The sequence below is a fragment of the Actinoplanes cyaneus genome, assembly GCF_016862095.1.
GTDB lineage: Bacteria > Actinomycetota > Actinomycetes > Mycobacteriales > Micromonosporaceae > Actinoplanes > Actinoplanes cyaneus.
Genome location: NZ_BOMH01000058.1, coordinates 80,763 through 95,304 on the forward strand (window position 1 = coordinate 80,763; position 14,542 = coordinate 95,304).

The following is a 14,542-nucleotide window of genomic DNA, read 5'->3' on the forward strand; positions in this document are numbered from 1 at the left end:
GCCGGGCCCCGTTCCGCCCGACCTGGCCCGCCGGGCCTGTTCCGCGGGGCTCCTTCCGCCGGGCCTGTTCCGCGGGCCGGAGCTAGCCGGCGACGATCCGGAAGACCGGGAAGCCGGGTGCGGCCGCCTCGATGTCGGCCTCGGGGGAGTCGGCCTTGAGCCCGTCGAAGAAGGCGCCGGTTTCCCACGCCCACTTGCGCAGGTAGAGCCGGATCAACTCGGGCTTCTCGCCATCCGCGATCTCCACCGGGACGAAGCGCTGGGAGCGCCGCCCCAGGCGCAGCTCCCCCTCGCCGGCCGCGCGCAGGTTGCGCACCCACTGGGTGTGGCCGCGCGGCGCGAGCAGGTAGCGCTCGCCCTCGTGCGTGAACACGTTGACGACCGTGGTGCGCCACTCGCCGCTCTTGCGCCCGCGCACCGCGAGCACGCGGCTGCCCATCAGGCTGACGCCGTGAGCGGTGAGCCACTTGGCGAAGTCGTTGAAGGCGTTGGACGCGCGCTTGGGGGCCAGGTATCGCATGACGGTCTCCCTCGGTTGTGAGAGCACCGCTCTCTCGTGTTAGCAGTGAACACGCGGCGGCTGCTCTCTGTCAAGAGCGGTGCTCTCGGTCAGGGAAATCGACAGGCTTGACATTCGTTACTTGTGCGAGTAAAAACTTACTCATGCGAGTAAACGACACGGTGGCCGCGAGTGCCCGGCGCGCGCAGATCGTCACGGCCGCGATCGACACGATCGCCGAGCTGGGCTACGGCAACGCGTCCTTCGCGCGGATCGCCAAGCGTGCCGGGATCAGCAGCACCCGGCTGATCTCGTACCACTTCGACGACAAGGCCGAGCTCGTGCGGGCCGTGGCCGGGGCGGTGCTCAGCGAGGCGGCCGAGCACATGGGCAAGCGGATGCGGGCGGCCGGCAGCCGGGTCGAGCTGCTCACGGCGTACATCACATCGAACCTTGAATTCATCGCGGAGCACCCGGCCGCCATCCGCGCGGTCATCGAGATCGCGGCGGCCGCCCGGGCCGAGGACGGTGCTCCGCTGGTCCGACCGGCCGACGTGGACGATCCGATCACGCGGCTCGCCACGATGTTCCGCGAGGGACAGGAGGCCGGCGAGTTCCGCGTCTTCGACCCGGTCGTCATGGCGGTCACGCTGCGCTCGGCGATCGACGCCGCGGCGAACACCCCCGATCTCGACCCGCACGCCTACGCGGCCGAGCTGGTCGCGCTCTTCACCCGCGCTGTCCGGAAGGACCCCTCATGACCATGGCGGTAGCGTTGAGAACCCCCACCCGGTTCGCCCTGATCCTCCCGATGATCGTCGACTTCGGGCTGCCGCTCGTCGTCTTCTACGGCCTGCGCGCCGCCGGTGTCGGCCAGTGGTGGTCACTGCTGCTCTCCGCGGTGGTCCCGGCCGCCGTGGTGGTCGTCCGGTTCGCCCGGTCCCGCAAGGTCGACTACCTGGCCCTGTTCGTGCTCTCCGTGGTGGCGCTCAGCGTCGGCGTCTCGGCGATGACCGGCGATCCGCGCACCATGCTGATCCGTGACGCGTGGGGCGGGTTGCTCGGCGGCCTGCTCGGCGTGTGGCTGCTCGGGTCGGTGTGGGTCGGCCGGCCCGCGCTGATGTACCTGATCCGCGCGTTCGTGCTCACCAAGGTCGGCCCGGACGGGCTTCGCACGTGGGAAAACCGGTGGGAGAGCGACGCCCCTTTCCGGCATGGTCTGCGGGTGATCACCTTCGTCTGGGGCTGCGCGAGCGTCGTCAACGTGGTGGTCACGCTCGTCGCGGCCTACCTGTTGCCGCTGGATCTGGCGCCGGCCGTGCTCAACGTCAGCTGGCCCGTGATCCTCGCTCCGACCGTGCTCTTTCACCTCTACTACACGAAGAAGGCTGATCTGCGCGCATGACCTATGACGTGATCATCGCTGGGGCGGGACCGACCGGGCTCATGCTCGCCGGGGAGCTGGCGCTCGGCGGGGCCCGGGTGCTCCTCCTGGAGAAGCTGACGGCACGCTCCGGGCAGTCCAAGGCGCTCAACCTGCAGCCCCGCTCGGCGGAGGTGCTGGCCTCGCGGGGACTGCTCGACGACATCCTGGCGAAGGCGCCGGTGCTGCTGCCGCGCGGGCACTTCGCCGGCATCCCGCTGGACTATGCGGAATTGGACACGCCGTACCCCTACCAGATCGGCATCCCGCAGGCCCGGGTCGAGGAGCGGCTGGCGGCGTGGGCGGTCTCGCTCGGCGCCGAGATCCGTTACGGCGCGGCAGTCACGACGTTCGGCCAGGACGCGGGCGGCGTGACGGTCGACGGGGAACGCGCGGCTTTCCTGGTCGGGTGCGACGGGGCGCGCAGTGCCGTACGCAAGCAATCGGGGGTTGCCTTTGAAGGTCGTGACGCCCGGGTGTGTGCGCTGGTCGCGGATGTGACGCTGGCCGGCGCGGGCCCGGCGGACTGGGAGCTGCCGGCCCCGAAGGGCGACGGGATGCTGACCGTGCTGCCGCTCGGCGACGGCGTGTTCCGGATGCTGGCGGCCGGGCCGGTGCAGGCCGCGGCCGGGCGCGACGACCCGATCCCGGACACCGAGCTGGCCGACGCGCTGGCCCGTGACGGTCTGCGCCTCGGCGAGGTGCGATGGGCGAGCCGGTTCACCGACACGACGCGGCAGGCTGTGCACTATCGGTCGGGGCGGGTGTTCCTGGCCGGGGATGCCGCGCACATCCACTCGCCGGCCGGCGGGCAGGGGCTGAACCTGGGGCTGCAGGACGCGTTCAACCTGGGCTGGAAGCTGGCCGAGGTGATCCGGGGCGAGGCCGGTGACGAGCTGCTCGACACCTACCACGCCGAGCGGCACCCGGTCGCGGCCCGCGTTCTGCAGGCGAGCCGGGCGCAGGGGGTGCTGTTCGTGCCCGACGAGGACGTGGCCGCCCTGCGGGGCGTCTTCGCCGAGCTGGTCGACGCCCGGGCGCTGGCGCGACGGGTGGCCGGGCTCGACCACGGCGACCGCGTGCCGGGGCTGGATCTCAGCCTCCTGCACGACGGCCGCCGGCACGTGATCGACGGGGTCCCGATCCGCCCCGACGGCTTCCGCGGCTGAGCGGTCAGGCGGCCGCGAACTGCGTGCGGTAGAGCTCCTCGTACCGTCCGCCCGCCTCCAGCAGGGCGTCGTGGGTGCCACGTTCCACCACGCGGCCCTCCTCGATCACCAGGATCTGGTCGGCGGCGCGGACCGTGGACAACCGGTGCGCGATCACCACCGCGGTCCGCCCGGCCAGGGCTTCGGCGAGCGCGGCCTGCACCGCCTGCTCGGAGGTCGAGTCCAGGTGCGCGGTCGCCTCGTCGAGCACCACGACCCGCGGCTTGGCCAGCAACAACCGCGCGATCGTGAGCCGCTGCCGCTCCCCGCCGGACAATCGGTACCCCCGCTCGCCGATCACCGTGTCCAACCCGTCCGGCAGGGACTTGACCAGGTCGGCGATGCGGGCCCGCTCCAGCACCTCCCACACCTCCGCCTCGGTCGCCTCCGGCCGGGCCAGGAGCAGATTCGCCCGCACCGAGTCGTGGAACAGGTGCCCGTCCTGCGTGACCATGCCGAGCGTGTCCCGCAGCGACGCGGCGGTCAGGTCCCGCACGTCCACCCCGGCCAGCCGGACCGCGCCCTCGCCCGCGTCGTAGAGTCGCGGCAGCAGGCTCGCCATCGTGGACTTGCCCGCCCCGGACGACCCCACCAGGGCGATCATCTCCCCCGGGGAGGCCTTGAACGTCACCCCGTGCAGCACCTCCGTCCCGCCGCGGGTGTCCAGCGTGGCCACCTCCTCGAGCGAGGCGAGCGACACCTTGTCGGCCGACGGATACGCGAACCGCACCGCGTCGAACTCCACCGACACCGGCCCGTCCGGCACCGCCCGCGCGTCCGGCTTCTCCTCGATCAGCGGCTTCAGGTCGAGCACCTCGAACACCCGCTCGAAACTGACCAGCGCGCTCATCACCTCGACCCGCGCGCTGGCCAGCGAGGTCAGCGGCGCGTACAGCCGGGTCAGCAGGATGGCGAGCGCGACCACGTTGCCCGGGTCGAGCGTGCCGCGCAGCGCGTAGTACCCCCCGAGGCCGTAGACCAGCGCGACCGCGACACCGGAGACCGACACCAGCGCGGTCAGGAAGATCCACTGCGTCATCGCGGTCCGCACCCCGATGTCACGCACCCGCCGCGCCCGCGCCGCGAACTCGGCCGACTCGGCATCCGGCCGCCCGTAGAGCTTCACCAGCGTCGCGCCCGGCGCCGAGAACCGCTCGGTCATCTGCGTGTTCATCGCCGCGTTGTGCTCCGCGGCCTCCCGCTCCAGCTTCGCCAGCTTCCCGCCCATCCGCCGCGCCGGCCAGACGAAGATCGGCAGCAGCACCAGCGCCAGCAGCGTGATCTGCCACGAGATCCCGATCATCACGACCAGCGTCAGGATCAGCGTCACGATGTTGCCGACCACCCCGGACAGCGTGTCGCTGAACGCCCGCTGCGCCCCGAGCACGTCATTGTTCAGCCGGCTGACGAGCGCGCCCGTCCGCGTCCGGGTGAAGAACGCGACAGGCATCCGCTGAACGTGATCGAAAACGGCCGTCCGCAGATCCAGAATCAGCCCCTCGCCGATGCGCGAGGAAAACCACCGCTGCACCAGCCCCAGCCCGGACTCGGCGAGCGCCACCACCCCGATCGCCACCGCCAGCATGACGACCAGATCGGTGGCGGCGCCGTCGACGATCGCGTCCACCACCCGCCCGGCGAGCACCGGAACGGCCACCCCGAGCACCGCGGTCACCACGCTGACCAGCAGGAACCCGGTGAGGGCCCGCCGGTGTGGCCGGGCGAAGCGGGCGATGCGTCTCAGTGCGGCCCGCGAGAACGGTCGTTTGTCCTCCTGCTGGTGCATCGCGTGGTACATCGAATTCCAGGCCGCCATCTCCATGCTCATGCGGGCACCGTTTCACCTCACCCTTGGTTGAGGTCAAGCGGTTTACTGCACATTCAAGATCTTTTATGTCCGATCTCCGCTGTGGTCCTTGTCCGCTGCTCCCGCGGGGACCCTTGCGGGCTTCGCAGGGCCGTGGCCGGCCCAGAACGCGAAACCCTCCAGGGCGGCCTCCGTGGCGGGGCACGGTCAGACCAGGACCCTATGGAAGTGACGCCCATGGCCGGGCGCGATCCGGCTCCACGCGAGGCCGCGCCCCGCCGCCCCGGCTGGTTCTCACGGTCGTCGTTCGTCCCTCATGACGACCGTGAGAACCAGCTCGGGACTGCGAGGGCCGTGGCTGTCAGGGGTGGCGCAGGGGCGGCTCGGCCGGGAGCTGGGGCGTCGTCAGCATCGACTTGACGCTCTGGGCCAGCGCCGCCGCCGAGTTCGCCGGGAACCGCAGCGGGTCGACGGCCGGCATCAGCGGCCACCCGCAGGTCGCCCGGCTGATGCGGGACAGGCGGGCCGGCCCCGGATGGCGGATGGCGTCGATGCCGAGGAGCCAGGCCGCGTTGTCGTACGCCATGCCGAAGTGCTCCACCGTCTCCAGCGGGCACAGGTCCTGGACCGCGACGTTGGTGACATTCGGCGCGGCCGGGAGGGCCGACAACCCGTACGGCAGGATGATCTCGTCATAGCGCGTGTAGATCTGCGTGTAACTCACCCCGGGCCACGTCTGGGGGCCGTCGTTGAGCGCGGTCAGGAACGCCGAGCCGGCCCGCTGCTGCCAGTACGCCGCCGAGCAGACCGTCTGCGCCGCGCACTGCACGTCGAACTCCTTGGTGCCGTGGTTGGACGCGGCCAGCGACACGTAGTCGTCGACCATCGCGCGGGTGTCCGGGTAGTACTTCATCGCCCACCGGCCGATCATCCCGCCCTGGCTGTGGCCGAGCAGGTCGATCCGCGTACCGGCAAGGCGGTGGAGGTGGCGGATGGCGTGCACGACGTGCTCGGCGGCGACCTGGATGTCGCCGTTCCCGCTGTCGGGCAGATCCACGTCGCAGTGCGCGCGGCCCTCGGCGTCGAACGCGCGGTCCCAGTTCCAGGAGAAGTTCGCCCGCGAGTTGGACGTGGTGCCGTGGATCAGCAGGACCGGGGTGCGGCCGGCCCGGGCACTGGCCGCCGGGTTCCCGGTGCAGTGCAGCGTGGCGGGCGGTGCGGGGTCAACCGGTGCGGGATTCACCGGCGCGGAGGGGACGGCCAGCAGGGCGGCGGCAAGCAAGATCGGGAGAGTCACGACGTACGGAACGAGCCGGCCGCGACCTCGGTTGCCGGATCGGGGCGAGCAACAGCACGGACGCCGTGACGCCGAGCGCGACACCCGCCAGGATCACTCCGATGTGATGAAAACCGGTCACGCATCGGAGTGGCACGGGCCGGCGCGAGAACCGGGGGTGGGGACAGCCCCACCCGAGACGGGGGCTCGCCTGGTGTCGCGCGACGGTCTGACGGCCGCGGCGGCGTCGGGTACCAGCTCAAGGACCGGGTGCTGGACGCCGACGATTTCATGGAATCGCTCACCCGGGTGGCGAACGGTGTCACCGCGCTCGACCCGGCCGTCGTCGCCAAGCTGCTCGGCGCGCCGCGGCGCGCCGAGCAGCTTGGCGTCCTCACCTACCTGGGCGCGTCCGCTCCGGGCGACTGACCCGGGCGCCGCACGCGTCGCACCGGGTGACGGGTGACCGGCGGCGCAGCGTCAGCGCCAGCAGGAGCAGGGCGGGTGCGACGATCGCGATGACCAGGGCTGACCCGGCGAGGGCGGCGTAGGTCGCGTTCGGGGCGCCGGCCGCGACGCTGGTCACGTTGCGGGCGATCGTGTCCAGCAGGAGCATGCCGATCGGGGCGCCCAGCGCGAGCAGCGTCCAGCCGCCGCGATAGTCCTCGCGGACCGCCAGGCCGATCGCGAGCAGCAGCGCGGCGATCAGCAGCACGGCGCCGGCGGTGGGCAGCAGCACCGGCGCGGCCCAGCGGTAGTCGGCTCCAGGTGTGTCGGCGGGCTGGTTCAGGTAGCCGGCCGGGACGAGCCACCCCAGGACGGGAGCGACCCCGGCGGCGATCGGCAGCAGCCGGACCCACAACGAGGAGGAACTGAGGCGGCGCGGGCCCGGAACGGCGCCGATCGGGGCCGGCACGGTGGCGGCCAGGGCCACCACGCCCAGGGCGAACTGGGGGAGCAGCACGAAGAGCGGCGGACGGTACTGCCCGAGAAGCGCCGCGACCGGGACGACGGCAGCGGTGAACAGCAGCGCCGCACCGATGGCGTGCCGGGTCCAGCGGCCCGGCGACAGCACGTGCGTCACGGCCGCCAGCAGCCACGCCGTCCACACCACACCACCCGGCGAGAGGAACGGGCCGAACCCGGGGCAGTAGACCGTCGTCGGTGTGGTCACCTCCACCACGAACCAGCCGGTGGCGAGAGCGGTCAGCATGATCAGCGACAGGACGCCGGCGAGCCGGGCCCCCGCCTCCAGACCGGTCGCCCGGACACGTTCCCGCAGCCCGCCCGCCGCCAGATCGGTGACGTCGGCGAACGCGGGCCGGCGCCGGCCCGGGGCGGCGAACTCCAGATACGTCCCGACGATCTCGGCCTGCCGTGGACCGGCCGGGTAGAACCAGCGCACCAGGCGGGCATAGTGGCGCTCCAGGTCGGTCATACCATCCCTCCGGCGAGCTCGGCCCGGACGCGCAGCCGGGAGCTGGCCGCCTCGACGTTGCGCCGCATCCGCTCGGTCTCCTCGGCCAGGACCGTCGCGCCGGGCGTGGACAGCCGGTAGTAACGGCGCAGGCGCCCGTCGACGGTCTCCTCCCGGTCGGCCTCGACCAGGCCGGCGTCGGTGAGCCGGTCCAGCGCGCCGTAGAGCGTGCCGGGCCGCAGCGCGATCCGCCCTTCGGACAGCCGGTCGACCTCGGCGATCAGCCCGTAGCCGTGCAACGGCTCCCCGGCGAGCGCGGTCAGGATCAGAAACGTCGGTTCCCGCAGTGGCATCTCCACGCCCGCAATATATCGGCTGCGAAGGTATGGCGGAAGTCCACTCAGGAGATCGCGAGGGTGACCACGGCGCCGCCGGTGGGGGCGGCGCTGACCTCGAAGGACGTGGCGACCTGGCGGGCGATGTCGAGGCCCAGGCCGGTGGAGTCGCCGCCGGAGGAGCCCCGCTCGGCCGCCGACGGCGGGAAGCCCGGGCCCTCGTCGGCGACCGTGAGGATCGCGCCGCCGGCCGGGTGGGCGGTGAGGGTGACCGCGAACGGCGTCTCGTCCGGCGTGTGCGCGAAGACGTTTCCGAGCAACGCGTCCAGCGCCGCCGCGAGGTCGTCGGCGGCGACCGCGACCGGCAGCGGCCCGTCCGGGAGTGATTCGGTGACCGCGCGCCCGGTGTCCTCGGCCAGGACCCGCCAGAACGCGACCCGATCGGCGACCACCGCGGTCGCGTCGCACTGCGCGGCGGACGCCGACATCTCCCGCCGGGCCTGCTGGATCACCGCGGTGACCGCCCGGGCCACGCCGTCGGCGGCCGACGCGACGCGGGCCGCCTCGTCCGGGTCACGCAGCGACTCGGCCTCCAGCCGCAGCGCGGTCAGCGGTGTCCGCAGCCGGTGCGACAGGTCGGCGACCCGTTCGCGTTCCGCGGCGAGCAGGTCCTGGATCCGTCCGGCGAGATGGTTCAGGGCGCCGGCCACCTCGCGCAGCTCGGGGGGACCGGCGGGTGCGGCGCGGGCGGTCAGTTCGGCGCCGGCGAGACGGTGCGAGACGTCGCTGAGCTGGGTGATCGGCGCGACGATGGTGCGGGCGAGACGGTCGGCGACGGCCAGGCCTACCAGGAGCAGGGCGATGCCGAGCCCGGCCAGGGTCAGCCAGGCCCGGGACACGCCGCGCGTGAGCTCGGCGTTCGTCACCACCGTCCGTACCACCGAAGTCCCTGATCTTCCGACGACCGGAACCACCAGTTCCCGCCCGGCGCCGGTGGCGACCGTCAGCGCCTGCCCATCGGCGGCGGCCAGCCGGACCGCGGGCGTCGCCGTCGCGGGCGCGCCGACGGGCGTGCCGTCGGGAAGGAAGACCGTCACCGGTACGGCCGTGGCGGTCACCGCCAGTTGCAGCGTCAACACGTCACCGCCGGCGAGGGGGACGATCGCCTGCACGACCGCGTTCGCCCGGTTCATCGCCTGCTCGTGCGCGACCTGCCGGAGCAGCAGCGCGATCGGCACGAGGAAGGCCAGCAGCACCAGCACCGTGGTCGCGGCGACCAGCAGCGTCAGTCGCGCCCTCACGACGGCTCGCTCAGCTTGACGCCGACCCCGCGGACCGTGTGCAGGTAGCGCGGCTCCTGCGCGGTCTCCCCGAGTTTGCGCCGCAGCCACGACAGGTGCACGTCGACGGTCTTGTCCGCCCCGCCGTAGGGCACCTGCCACACCTCGCTGAGCAGCTCCCGCTTGGTGACGACCTGCCCGGCCCGCAACGCCAGGTGGTGCAGCAGGTCGAACTCGCGCGGGGTGAGGTCGACCGCGGTGCCGTCCAGGGCCACCTCGCGGGCGGCCACGTCGATGCGCAGGCCACCGACCACGAGCGCCGGATCGGCGTCGCCGGGGGAGGACCCCCGCCGCAGTACGGCCCGGATCCGCGCGTCGAGCTGCGCGGCCGTGAACGGCTTCACCACGTAGTCGTCGGCGCCCGCGTCGAGCAGCCGGACCATCTCGGTCTCCTCGTCGCGCGCGGTCGCGATGATCACCGGGATGCGGCTGACCGCCCGCAGCATCCGCAGCAGCTCCCGCCCGTCGAGATCGGGCAGGCCCAGGTCCAGGACGATCAGATCCGGTCGCTCGGCCAGCGCGGTCTGCAGGCCGTCCATCGCGGCCGGCGACGCCGCCACGGCGTGCCCGCGGTCGCGCAGGGCGCGCAGCAGGGTGTTCCGGATCGCCGGATCGTCCTCGATCAACAGGAGTCTCGCCACGGCTGCAAGGTAACCGCTTCCCGCGCCGGGCGGGACGTTCTTAACCTTGCCTTATCCCTGTCCCGGGGGCGGCTTGGCGTTCACGGGCGCATAGTGGCCCGGTGAGTCAGACGGGACAGCGTGCGGTGATCGTCGCGGGATGGTTGGTGGCGGCGATCCTCGCCGTGCTGGTCGGGGTGGTCGGCATCGGGCTGGTCGGGCTGACCGGCCGGGAGGCAGACACGATGAGCGAGGCGGACGTCGAGCAGGCGCTGGGCGAGGTGCCGGCGACCGCGCCCCCGTCCGCAACCCCCGCCGGGGAGCCGTCCCCGTCCGCCGTCAGCCGGGAGCAGTCGTTCCGGACCCGCGGCGGGACGGTCGTCGCCGGCTGCGACGGGATCGTCTCGATGTCGCCGGCGCAGGGTTTCGGCGTGCACGAGAGGCGGCAGTCCGAAGGGGAGTTCCGCGGCGTCCGGGACGATCACGTGCGCGTGAAGGTAGAGCTGACCTGTGTCGACGGCGTCCCGCACATCGACGAGCGGGACGACGACTGACGGGCCGGGTGGCGGCTTCTCCCGGGGAGAGGCTCCATCTAGGGTGTCGAGGTGCCTCGATCATCGTTGACCGCCGTTGCCCGTTCCGCGACCAGCGCCGATGCCGATCGGATCGCGGAGATCTGCACCATGGCGTACCGGGCGGCGTACAGCGAGTTGTTGCCGGCCGGCTACATCGACCGGACCTCCGACATCTACTTCGGTACGGCCCGGGTCGCCCGCCAGGTGCCGCCGAACCCGCCGAAGTGGTTCGGCTACCAGGTCGCCGAGGAGGACGGGCGGCTGGTCGGCGCGGCCGGTGGCGGGATGACCGGCGCCGGGGTGGGCGAGCTGCACCTGATCTACCTGGATCCGGCCGAGCGCGGGCGCGGACTCGGCACGCTGCTGCTGGACCGGGTGATCGAGCAGATCCGGTCGGCGGGCGGGACCGAGGTGTGGCTGTCGGTGTTCCTCGGGGACGGCGAGGGCATCGGGTTCTACCGGTCGCGCGGATTCCAGCCGGTGGAGACGGTGCAGGCTGATCTGTCGCGGACCGACGACCACATCCGTAGCCTCCGCATGCGCCGGGTCCTGGACTGACGCAAGGCGGATAAACCGGTTCCGGGCGGGCGGTGGGAAAGGGCAGGATGTCCGGTGTGGAACGGGGACCCGCTCAGTACCTGTGGTGGCTGGCACGCCGGTTGACGGGACGGGTCGCGCTCGGCGCGCTGTTCGCGTCGCTGTGGTATCTCAGCCTGGCCGCCATGCCGTACCTGATCTCGCAGGCCATCGATCGCGGCATCACCCCGCGTCGGCCCGGGCCGCTGCTCCTCTGGGCGGCCGCGGTGTTCGCCTGCGGGCTGGCCGGTGCCGGGCTCGGCGTCATGCGCCACCGGAGCATGACCAAGCTGCGCATCGCCGCGGCCCTGCGCACCGCCGACCAGGTGCTGACCCACGCCACCCGGCTCGGCGCCGCCCTGCCCCGCCGGATCACCGCCGGCGAGGTCGTCACGATCGGCATCTCCGACGTGTGGCTGATCGGCCGGGCCATGAACGTCGCCGGCGTCGGTGTCGCCTCGATCCTGGCCTGCGTGGTCGTCGCCACCCTGCTGCACCGCACGGCGCCGCCGCTCGCGCTGGTCGTGCTGATCGGGGTCCCGGCGCTCGGCGTGGTGGTCGGGCCGCTGCTCAGGGGCACCCAGCGGGCCGGCTCGCGGTACCGGGAACGGCAGGGCGCGCTCAACGCCCGGCTGGTCGACGTGGTCGGCGGGCTGCGGGTGCTCAACGGGCTCGGCGGCAGCGCCACCCACCTCGAGCGGTACGTGCGGGAGTCGGCCCGGCTGCGTGACCAGGGCTACCGGGTGGGCCGCCCGTCGAGCTGGGTGAACGCGCTCGGCGACGGGCTGCCGACGGTGTTCCTCGCGATCGTGATCTGGGTGGCCGCGCGGATGGCGGCGGCCGGGCAGATCAGCGCGGGGCAACTGGTGGCGGTCTACGGGTACACCGCGATGCTGATCATCCCGGTCAGCGTGCTGATCTTCTGCGGGTTCGATCTGACGTACGGCCTGGTGGCGGCCCGCCGTGTCACCGGTTTCCTGAATCTGCCGCTGGACGACCCCGGCGGTGACGCGGGCCCGGCCCGGCCGTCGGCGCTGCACGACCCGGAGTCGGGCGTGACCGCCGAGCCGGGCCGGCTGACCGCGCTGGCCGGCGCCCGCCCCGCCGACGCCACCGAGATCCTCGACCGGCTCGGCCGGTACCTGCCGGCCGGGCACGTGACCTGGGGCGAGCGGTCGCTGGAGGACATCGCTCGGGACATCGTGCGGGACCGGGTCCTGGTCGCCGAGAACCACGCCGACCTGTTCGCCGGCCCGCTGCGCGAGGTCGTCGCCGGCCGGCGCGACCCCGACGACGACCTGATCCGCGCCGCCATCGACGCCGCGGTCGCCCACGACGTCGCCGACGACCTGGCCCGCCCGGTCGAGTGGGGCGGCCGCAACCTCTCCGGCGGCCAGCGCCAGCGGCTGCGGCTGGCCCGCGCCCTGCACGCCGACCCGGAGATGCTGCTGCTCGCCGAGCCGACGTCGGCGGTCGACGCGCACACCGAGTCGGCCATCGCGGAACGCCTCGCCGAGGCGCGATCCGGCCGCGGCACCGTCGTCGCGACCACCTCGCCGGTGCTGCTGGACCGGGCGGACGTCGTGCACTACCTGGTCGGCGGCCGCGTCGCCGCCACCGGGACGCACCGCGAGCTGCTGGCCGCCGAGCCCGGCTATCGCACCCTGGTGACCCGCGTCTTCGGAGGGGACGAATGAGCACGGCGCTTCCGGTGGCCGATCAACGCCTGGTCGTCCGGGCCACGGTCCGGCTCATCGCCGCTGACAAACGGTCGGTCGCCGCGATGGTCGGCCTGAACTCGCTGGCCGCGATCGCCGGTCTGGGCGCGCCCTGGCTGCTCGGCCGGGTCATCGACACGGTCGCCGCCGGTGGCGGGGTCCGCGCTGTCGACCGGCTCGCCGTGGCCGTGCTGGCCTGCGCGATCGCGCAGACCCTGCTGTCCCGGTGGGCGCTGGCGCTGGCGTACCGCTTCGGCGAGCGCACCTCCGCCCGGATCCGCGAGACGTTCCTGCGCCGCGCGCTCGCCCTGCCGGCGTCGATCGTCGAGCGGGTTCCGAGCGGGGACGTCGCCGCCCGCGGCACCACCGACGTCGACGCGGTCGCCACCACGCTGCGCGACATCCTGCCGCGAATCCTGATCGGCCTGGTCGAGATGGTGTTCATCATCATCGCCGTGATCGTCCTGAACCCGCTGCTCGGCGTCGCCGGCGTGCTCGGGCTCTCCGGCGTCTGGTTCATCACCCGGTGGTACCTGCGGCGCGCCCGGGACGCGTACCTCCGGGAGGGCGAGGCGAACTCGTGGCTGGCCGAGGAACTGGCCGCGACCACCTCGGGCGCCCGGACCGTCGAAGCGTTCGGGCTGGCGGACCGGCGGCTCGCGGCCGGGCACGCGGCGATCGCCGACACCCGCCGGACCCGGCTGATCACTCTCGGACTGCGCAGCCGGTTCTTCCCGGTGGTGGAAGCGTCGTACGCGATTCCGGTGGTGGTGGTCCTGCTGCTCGGTGGGGTGCTCTACATGGACGACCGGGTGACGCTGGGGACGCTCGGCGCGGCCGTTCTCTACCTGCGTCAGCTGGTCAGCCCGCTGGACACGCTGCTGATCCGGATCGAGCAGCTGCAGTCGGCCGCCGCGTCGTTCGCCCGGGTCGAGGGGCTGGCCGCGACTCCGGCGCCGCCAGCCCACTCCGGATCACTTCCGGACGGCGACCGGATCGAGGTCCGCGGCGTCCGCTTCGCCTACGACGCGGGCCGCGACGTTCTGCACGACGTCGACCTGACGGTACGGCCGGGGGAGCGCCTGGCCGTCGTCGGCCTCAGCGGCGCCGGCAAGTCCACCCTGGCCCGCCTGCTCGCCGGCGTCGACCGCCCCACCGCCGGCACCGTCACGGTCGGCGGCGTCCCGATCGCCGACCTCCCGCCGGAACAGCTCAGGAGCCACGTCGTCCTGGTCACCCAGGAGCACCACGTGTTCCGCGAGTCGGTGCGCGACAACCTGATGGTGCCCGCCCCGGACGCCGAGCTGCGCCGCGCGCTGGCGACGGTCGGCGCGGACTGGGCCGGCGACCTCGACCGTGACCTGGGCGCGCTGCCACCGGACGGTGCTCAGGCGCAGCAGCTCGCCCTGGCGCGTGTCCTGCTGGCCGGCCCGCACACGGTGATCCTCGACGAGGCGACCGCGCTGCTCGACCCGACCGCCGCCCGCGACGCGGAGCGGGCGCTCGCCGCGGTGCTCCACGGCCGTACCGTCATCGCCATCGCCCACCGCCTGCAGACCGCTCACGACGCCGATCGCGTCGCCGTGATGGACGACGGGCGGATCATCGAGCTCGGCACGCACGACGAGTTGCTCGCCGCGGGTGGCCCCTACGCGGCGCTGTGGCGCACCTGGCACCGGGCCGACCAGCTGCGGTAGTCGCTTCATCCCGTTTATCGCCTGGTAGAGGGGGTAGCCGGGGCGGTCTGT

15 protein-coding genes are annotated in these 14,542 nt (G+C 73.0%); 8 read left to right on the forward strand and 7 right to left on the reverse strand.

The window, feature by feature from the left end:
• Positions 1-82: 82 nt before the first annotated feature.
• Positions 83-520, reverse strand: coding sequence for a nitroreductase family deazaflavin-dependent oxidoreductase (locus Acy02nite_RS34705; protein WP_203750924.1), 438 nt, complete (start codon positions 518-520; stop codon positions 83-85).
• A 143-nt stretch (positions 521-663) separates the two neighbouring features.
• On the opposite strand from Acy02nite_RS34705, the gene Acy02nite_RS34710 reads away from it, so the two are divergent.
• Genes Acy02nite_RS34710 through Acy02nite_RS34720 form a run of 3 tightly spaced genes read left to right on the forward strand, consistent with a single transcriptional unit; the run spans position 664 to position 3,091 of the window.
• Complete coding sequence (locus Acy02nite_RS34710; RefSeq protein WP_203750927.1) at positions 664-1,260, forward strand: TetR/AcrR family transcriptional regulator; 597 nt, start codon at positions 664-666, stop codon at positions 1,258-1,260.
• Complete coding sequence (locus tag Acy02nite_RS34715) at positions 1,257-1,904, forward strand: VC0807 family protein (RefSeq protein WP_203750929.1); 648 nt, start codon at positions 1,257-1,259, stop codon at positions 1,902-1,904. The genes Acy02nite_RS34710 and Acy02nite_RS34715 overlap by 4 nt, the downstream gene beginning before the upstream one ends.
• Positions 1,901-3,091 (forward strand): FAD-dependent monooxygenase, encoded by a 1,191-nt coding sequence (locus tag Acy02nite_RS34720; protein ID WP_203750931.1) that lies wholly within the window; start codon positions 1,901-1,903, stop codon positions 3,089-3,091. The genes Acy02nite_RS34715 and Acy02nite_RS34720 overlap by 4 nt, the downstream gene beginning before the upstream one ends.
• 4 nt (positions 3,092-3,095) lie before the next feature.
• On the opposite strand, the gene Acy02nite_RS34725 is transcribed toward Acy02nite_RS34720, so the two are convergent.
• Positions 3,096-4,958, reverse strand: coding sequence for an ABC transporter ATP-binding protein (locus tag Acy02nite_RS34725; protein ID WP_203750933.1), 1,863 nt, complete (start codon positions 4,956-4,958; stop codon positions 3,096-3,098).
• 340 nt (positions 4,959-5,298) lie between these two features.
• Positions 5,299-6,234 carry an esterase/lipase family protein gene (locus Acy02nite_RS34730; RefSeq protein ID WP_239175464.1) on the reverse strand — a complete coding sequence of 312 codons (936 nt, stop codon included), beginning with the start codon at positions 6,232-6,234 and terminating at the stop codon, positions 5,299-5,301.
• Positions 6,235-6,483: 249 nt separating this feature from the next.
• Here Acy02nite_RS34730 and Acy02nite_RS34735 point away from each other — a divergent pair, with 249 nt between their 5' ends.
• Complete coding sequence (locus Acy02nite_RS34735; RefSeq protein ID WP_239175465.1) at positions 6,484-6,642, forward strand: hypothetical protein; 159 nt, start codon at positions 6,484-6,486, stop codon at positions 6,640-6,642.
• On the opposite strand, the gene Acy02nite_RS34740 is transcribed toward Acy02nite_RS34735, so the two are convergent.
• From Acy02nite_RS34740 to Acy02nite_RS34755, 4 genes are read right to left on the reverse strand one after another with little or no spacing between them, the layout of a single operon-like run.
• Positions 6,608-7,651, reverse strand: coding sequence for a hypothetical protein (locus Acy02nite_RS34740; RefSeq protein WP_203750934.1), 1,044 nt, complete (start codon positions 7,649-7,651; stop codon positions 6,608-6,610). The genes Acy02nite_RS34735 and Acy02nite_RS34740 overlap by 35 nt on opposite strands.
• Positions 7,648-7,989: a PadR family transcriptional regulator gene (locus Acy02nite_RS34745; protein ID WP_203750936.1), complete on the reverse strand. Its 342-nt coding sequence runs from the start codon at positions 7,987-7,989 to the stop codon at positions 7,648-7,650. Before Acy02nite_RS34745 ends, Acy02nite_RS34740 begins: the two co-directional genes overlap by 4 nt.
• Before the next feature lie 41 nt (positions 7,990-8,030).
• Complete coding sequence (locus Acy02nite_RS34750; RefSeq protein WP_203750938.1) at positions 8,031-9,266, reverse strand: HAMP domain-containing sensor histidine kinase; 1,236 nt, start codon at positions 9,264-9,266, stop codon at positions 8,031-8,033.
• The gene (locus tag Acy02nite_RS34755) at positions 9,263-9,946 is read right to left on the reverse strand and encodes a response regulator transcription factor (protein WP_203750940.1); all 684 of its coding nucleotides are present in this window, start codon (positions 9,944-9,946) and stop codon (positions 9,263-9,265) included. The genes Acy02nite_RS34750 and Acy02nite_RS34755 overlap by 4 nt, the downstream gene beginning before the upstream one ends.
• A gap of 101 nt (positions 9,947-10,047) precedes the next feature.
• Between Acy02nite_RS34755 and Acy02nite_RS34760 the strand changes: the two genes are divergently transcribed.
• From Acy02nite_RS34760 to Acy02nite_RS34775, 4 genes are all read left to right on the forward strand, one after another.
• Positions 10,048-10,479, forward strand: coding sequence for a hypothetical protein (locus Acy02nite_RS34760; RefSeq protein ID WP_239175466.1), 432 nt, complete (start codon positions 10,048-10,050; stop codon positions 10,477-10,479).
• 51 nt (positions 10,480-10,530) lie between these two features.
• Positions 10,531-11,058, forward strand: a complete 528-nt coding sequence (locus Acy02nite_RS34765) for a GNAT family N-acetyltransferase (protein ID WP_203750941.1) — start codon at positions 10,531-10,533, stop codon at positions 11,056-11,058.
• Between the two features lie 164 nt (positions 11,059-11,222).
• Positions 11,223-12,773 carry an ABC transporter ATP-binding protein gene (locus tag Acy02nite_RS34770; RefSeq protein ID WP_239175479.1) on the forward strand — a complete coding sequence of 517 codons (1,551 nt, stop codon included), beginning with the start codon at positions 11,223-11,225 and terminating at the stop codon, positions 12,771-12,773.
• On the forward strand, positions 12,770-14,491 hold the full coding sequence (locus Acy02nite_RS34775; protein ID WP_203750947.1) for an ABC transporter ATP-binding protein: 1,722 nt from the start codon (positions 12,770-12,772) through the stop codon (positions 14,489-14,491). The genes Acy02nite_RS34770 and Acy02nite_RS34775 overlap by 4 nt, the downstream gene beginning before the upstream one ends.
• Positions 14,492-14,542: the final 51 nt, after the last annotated feature.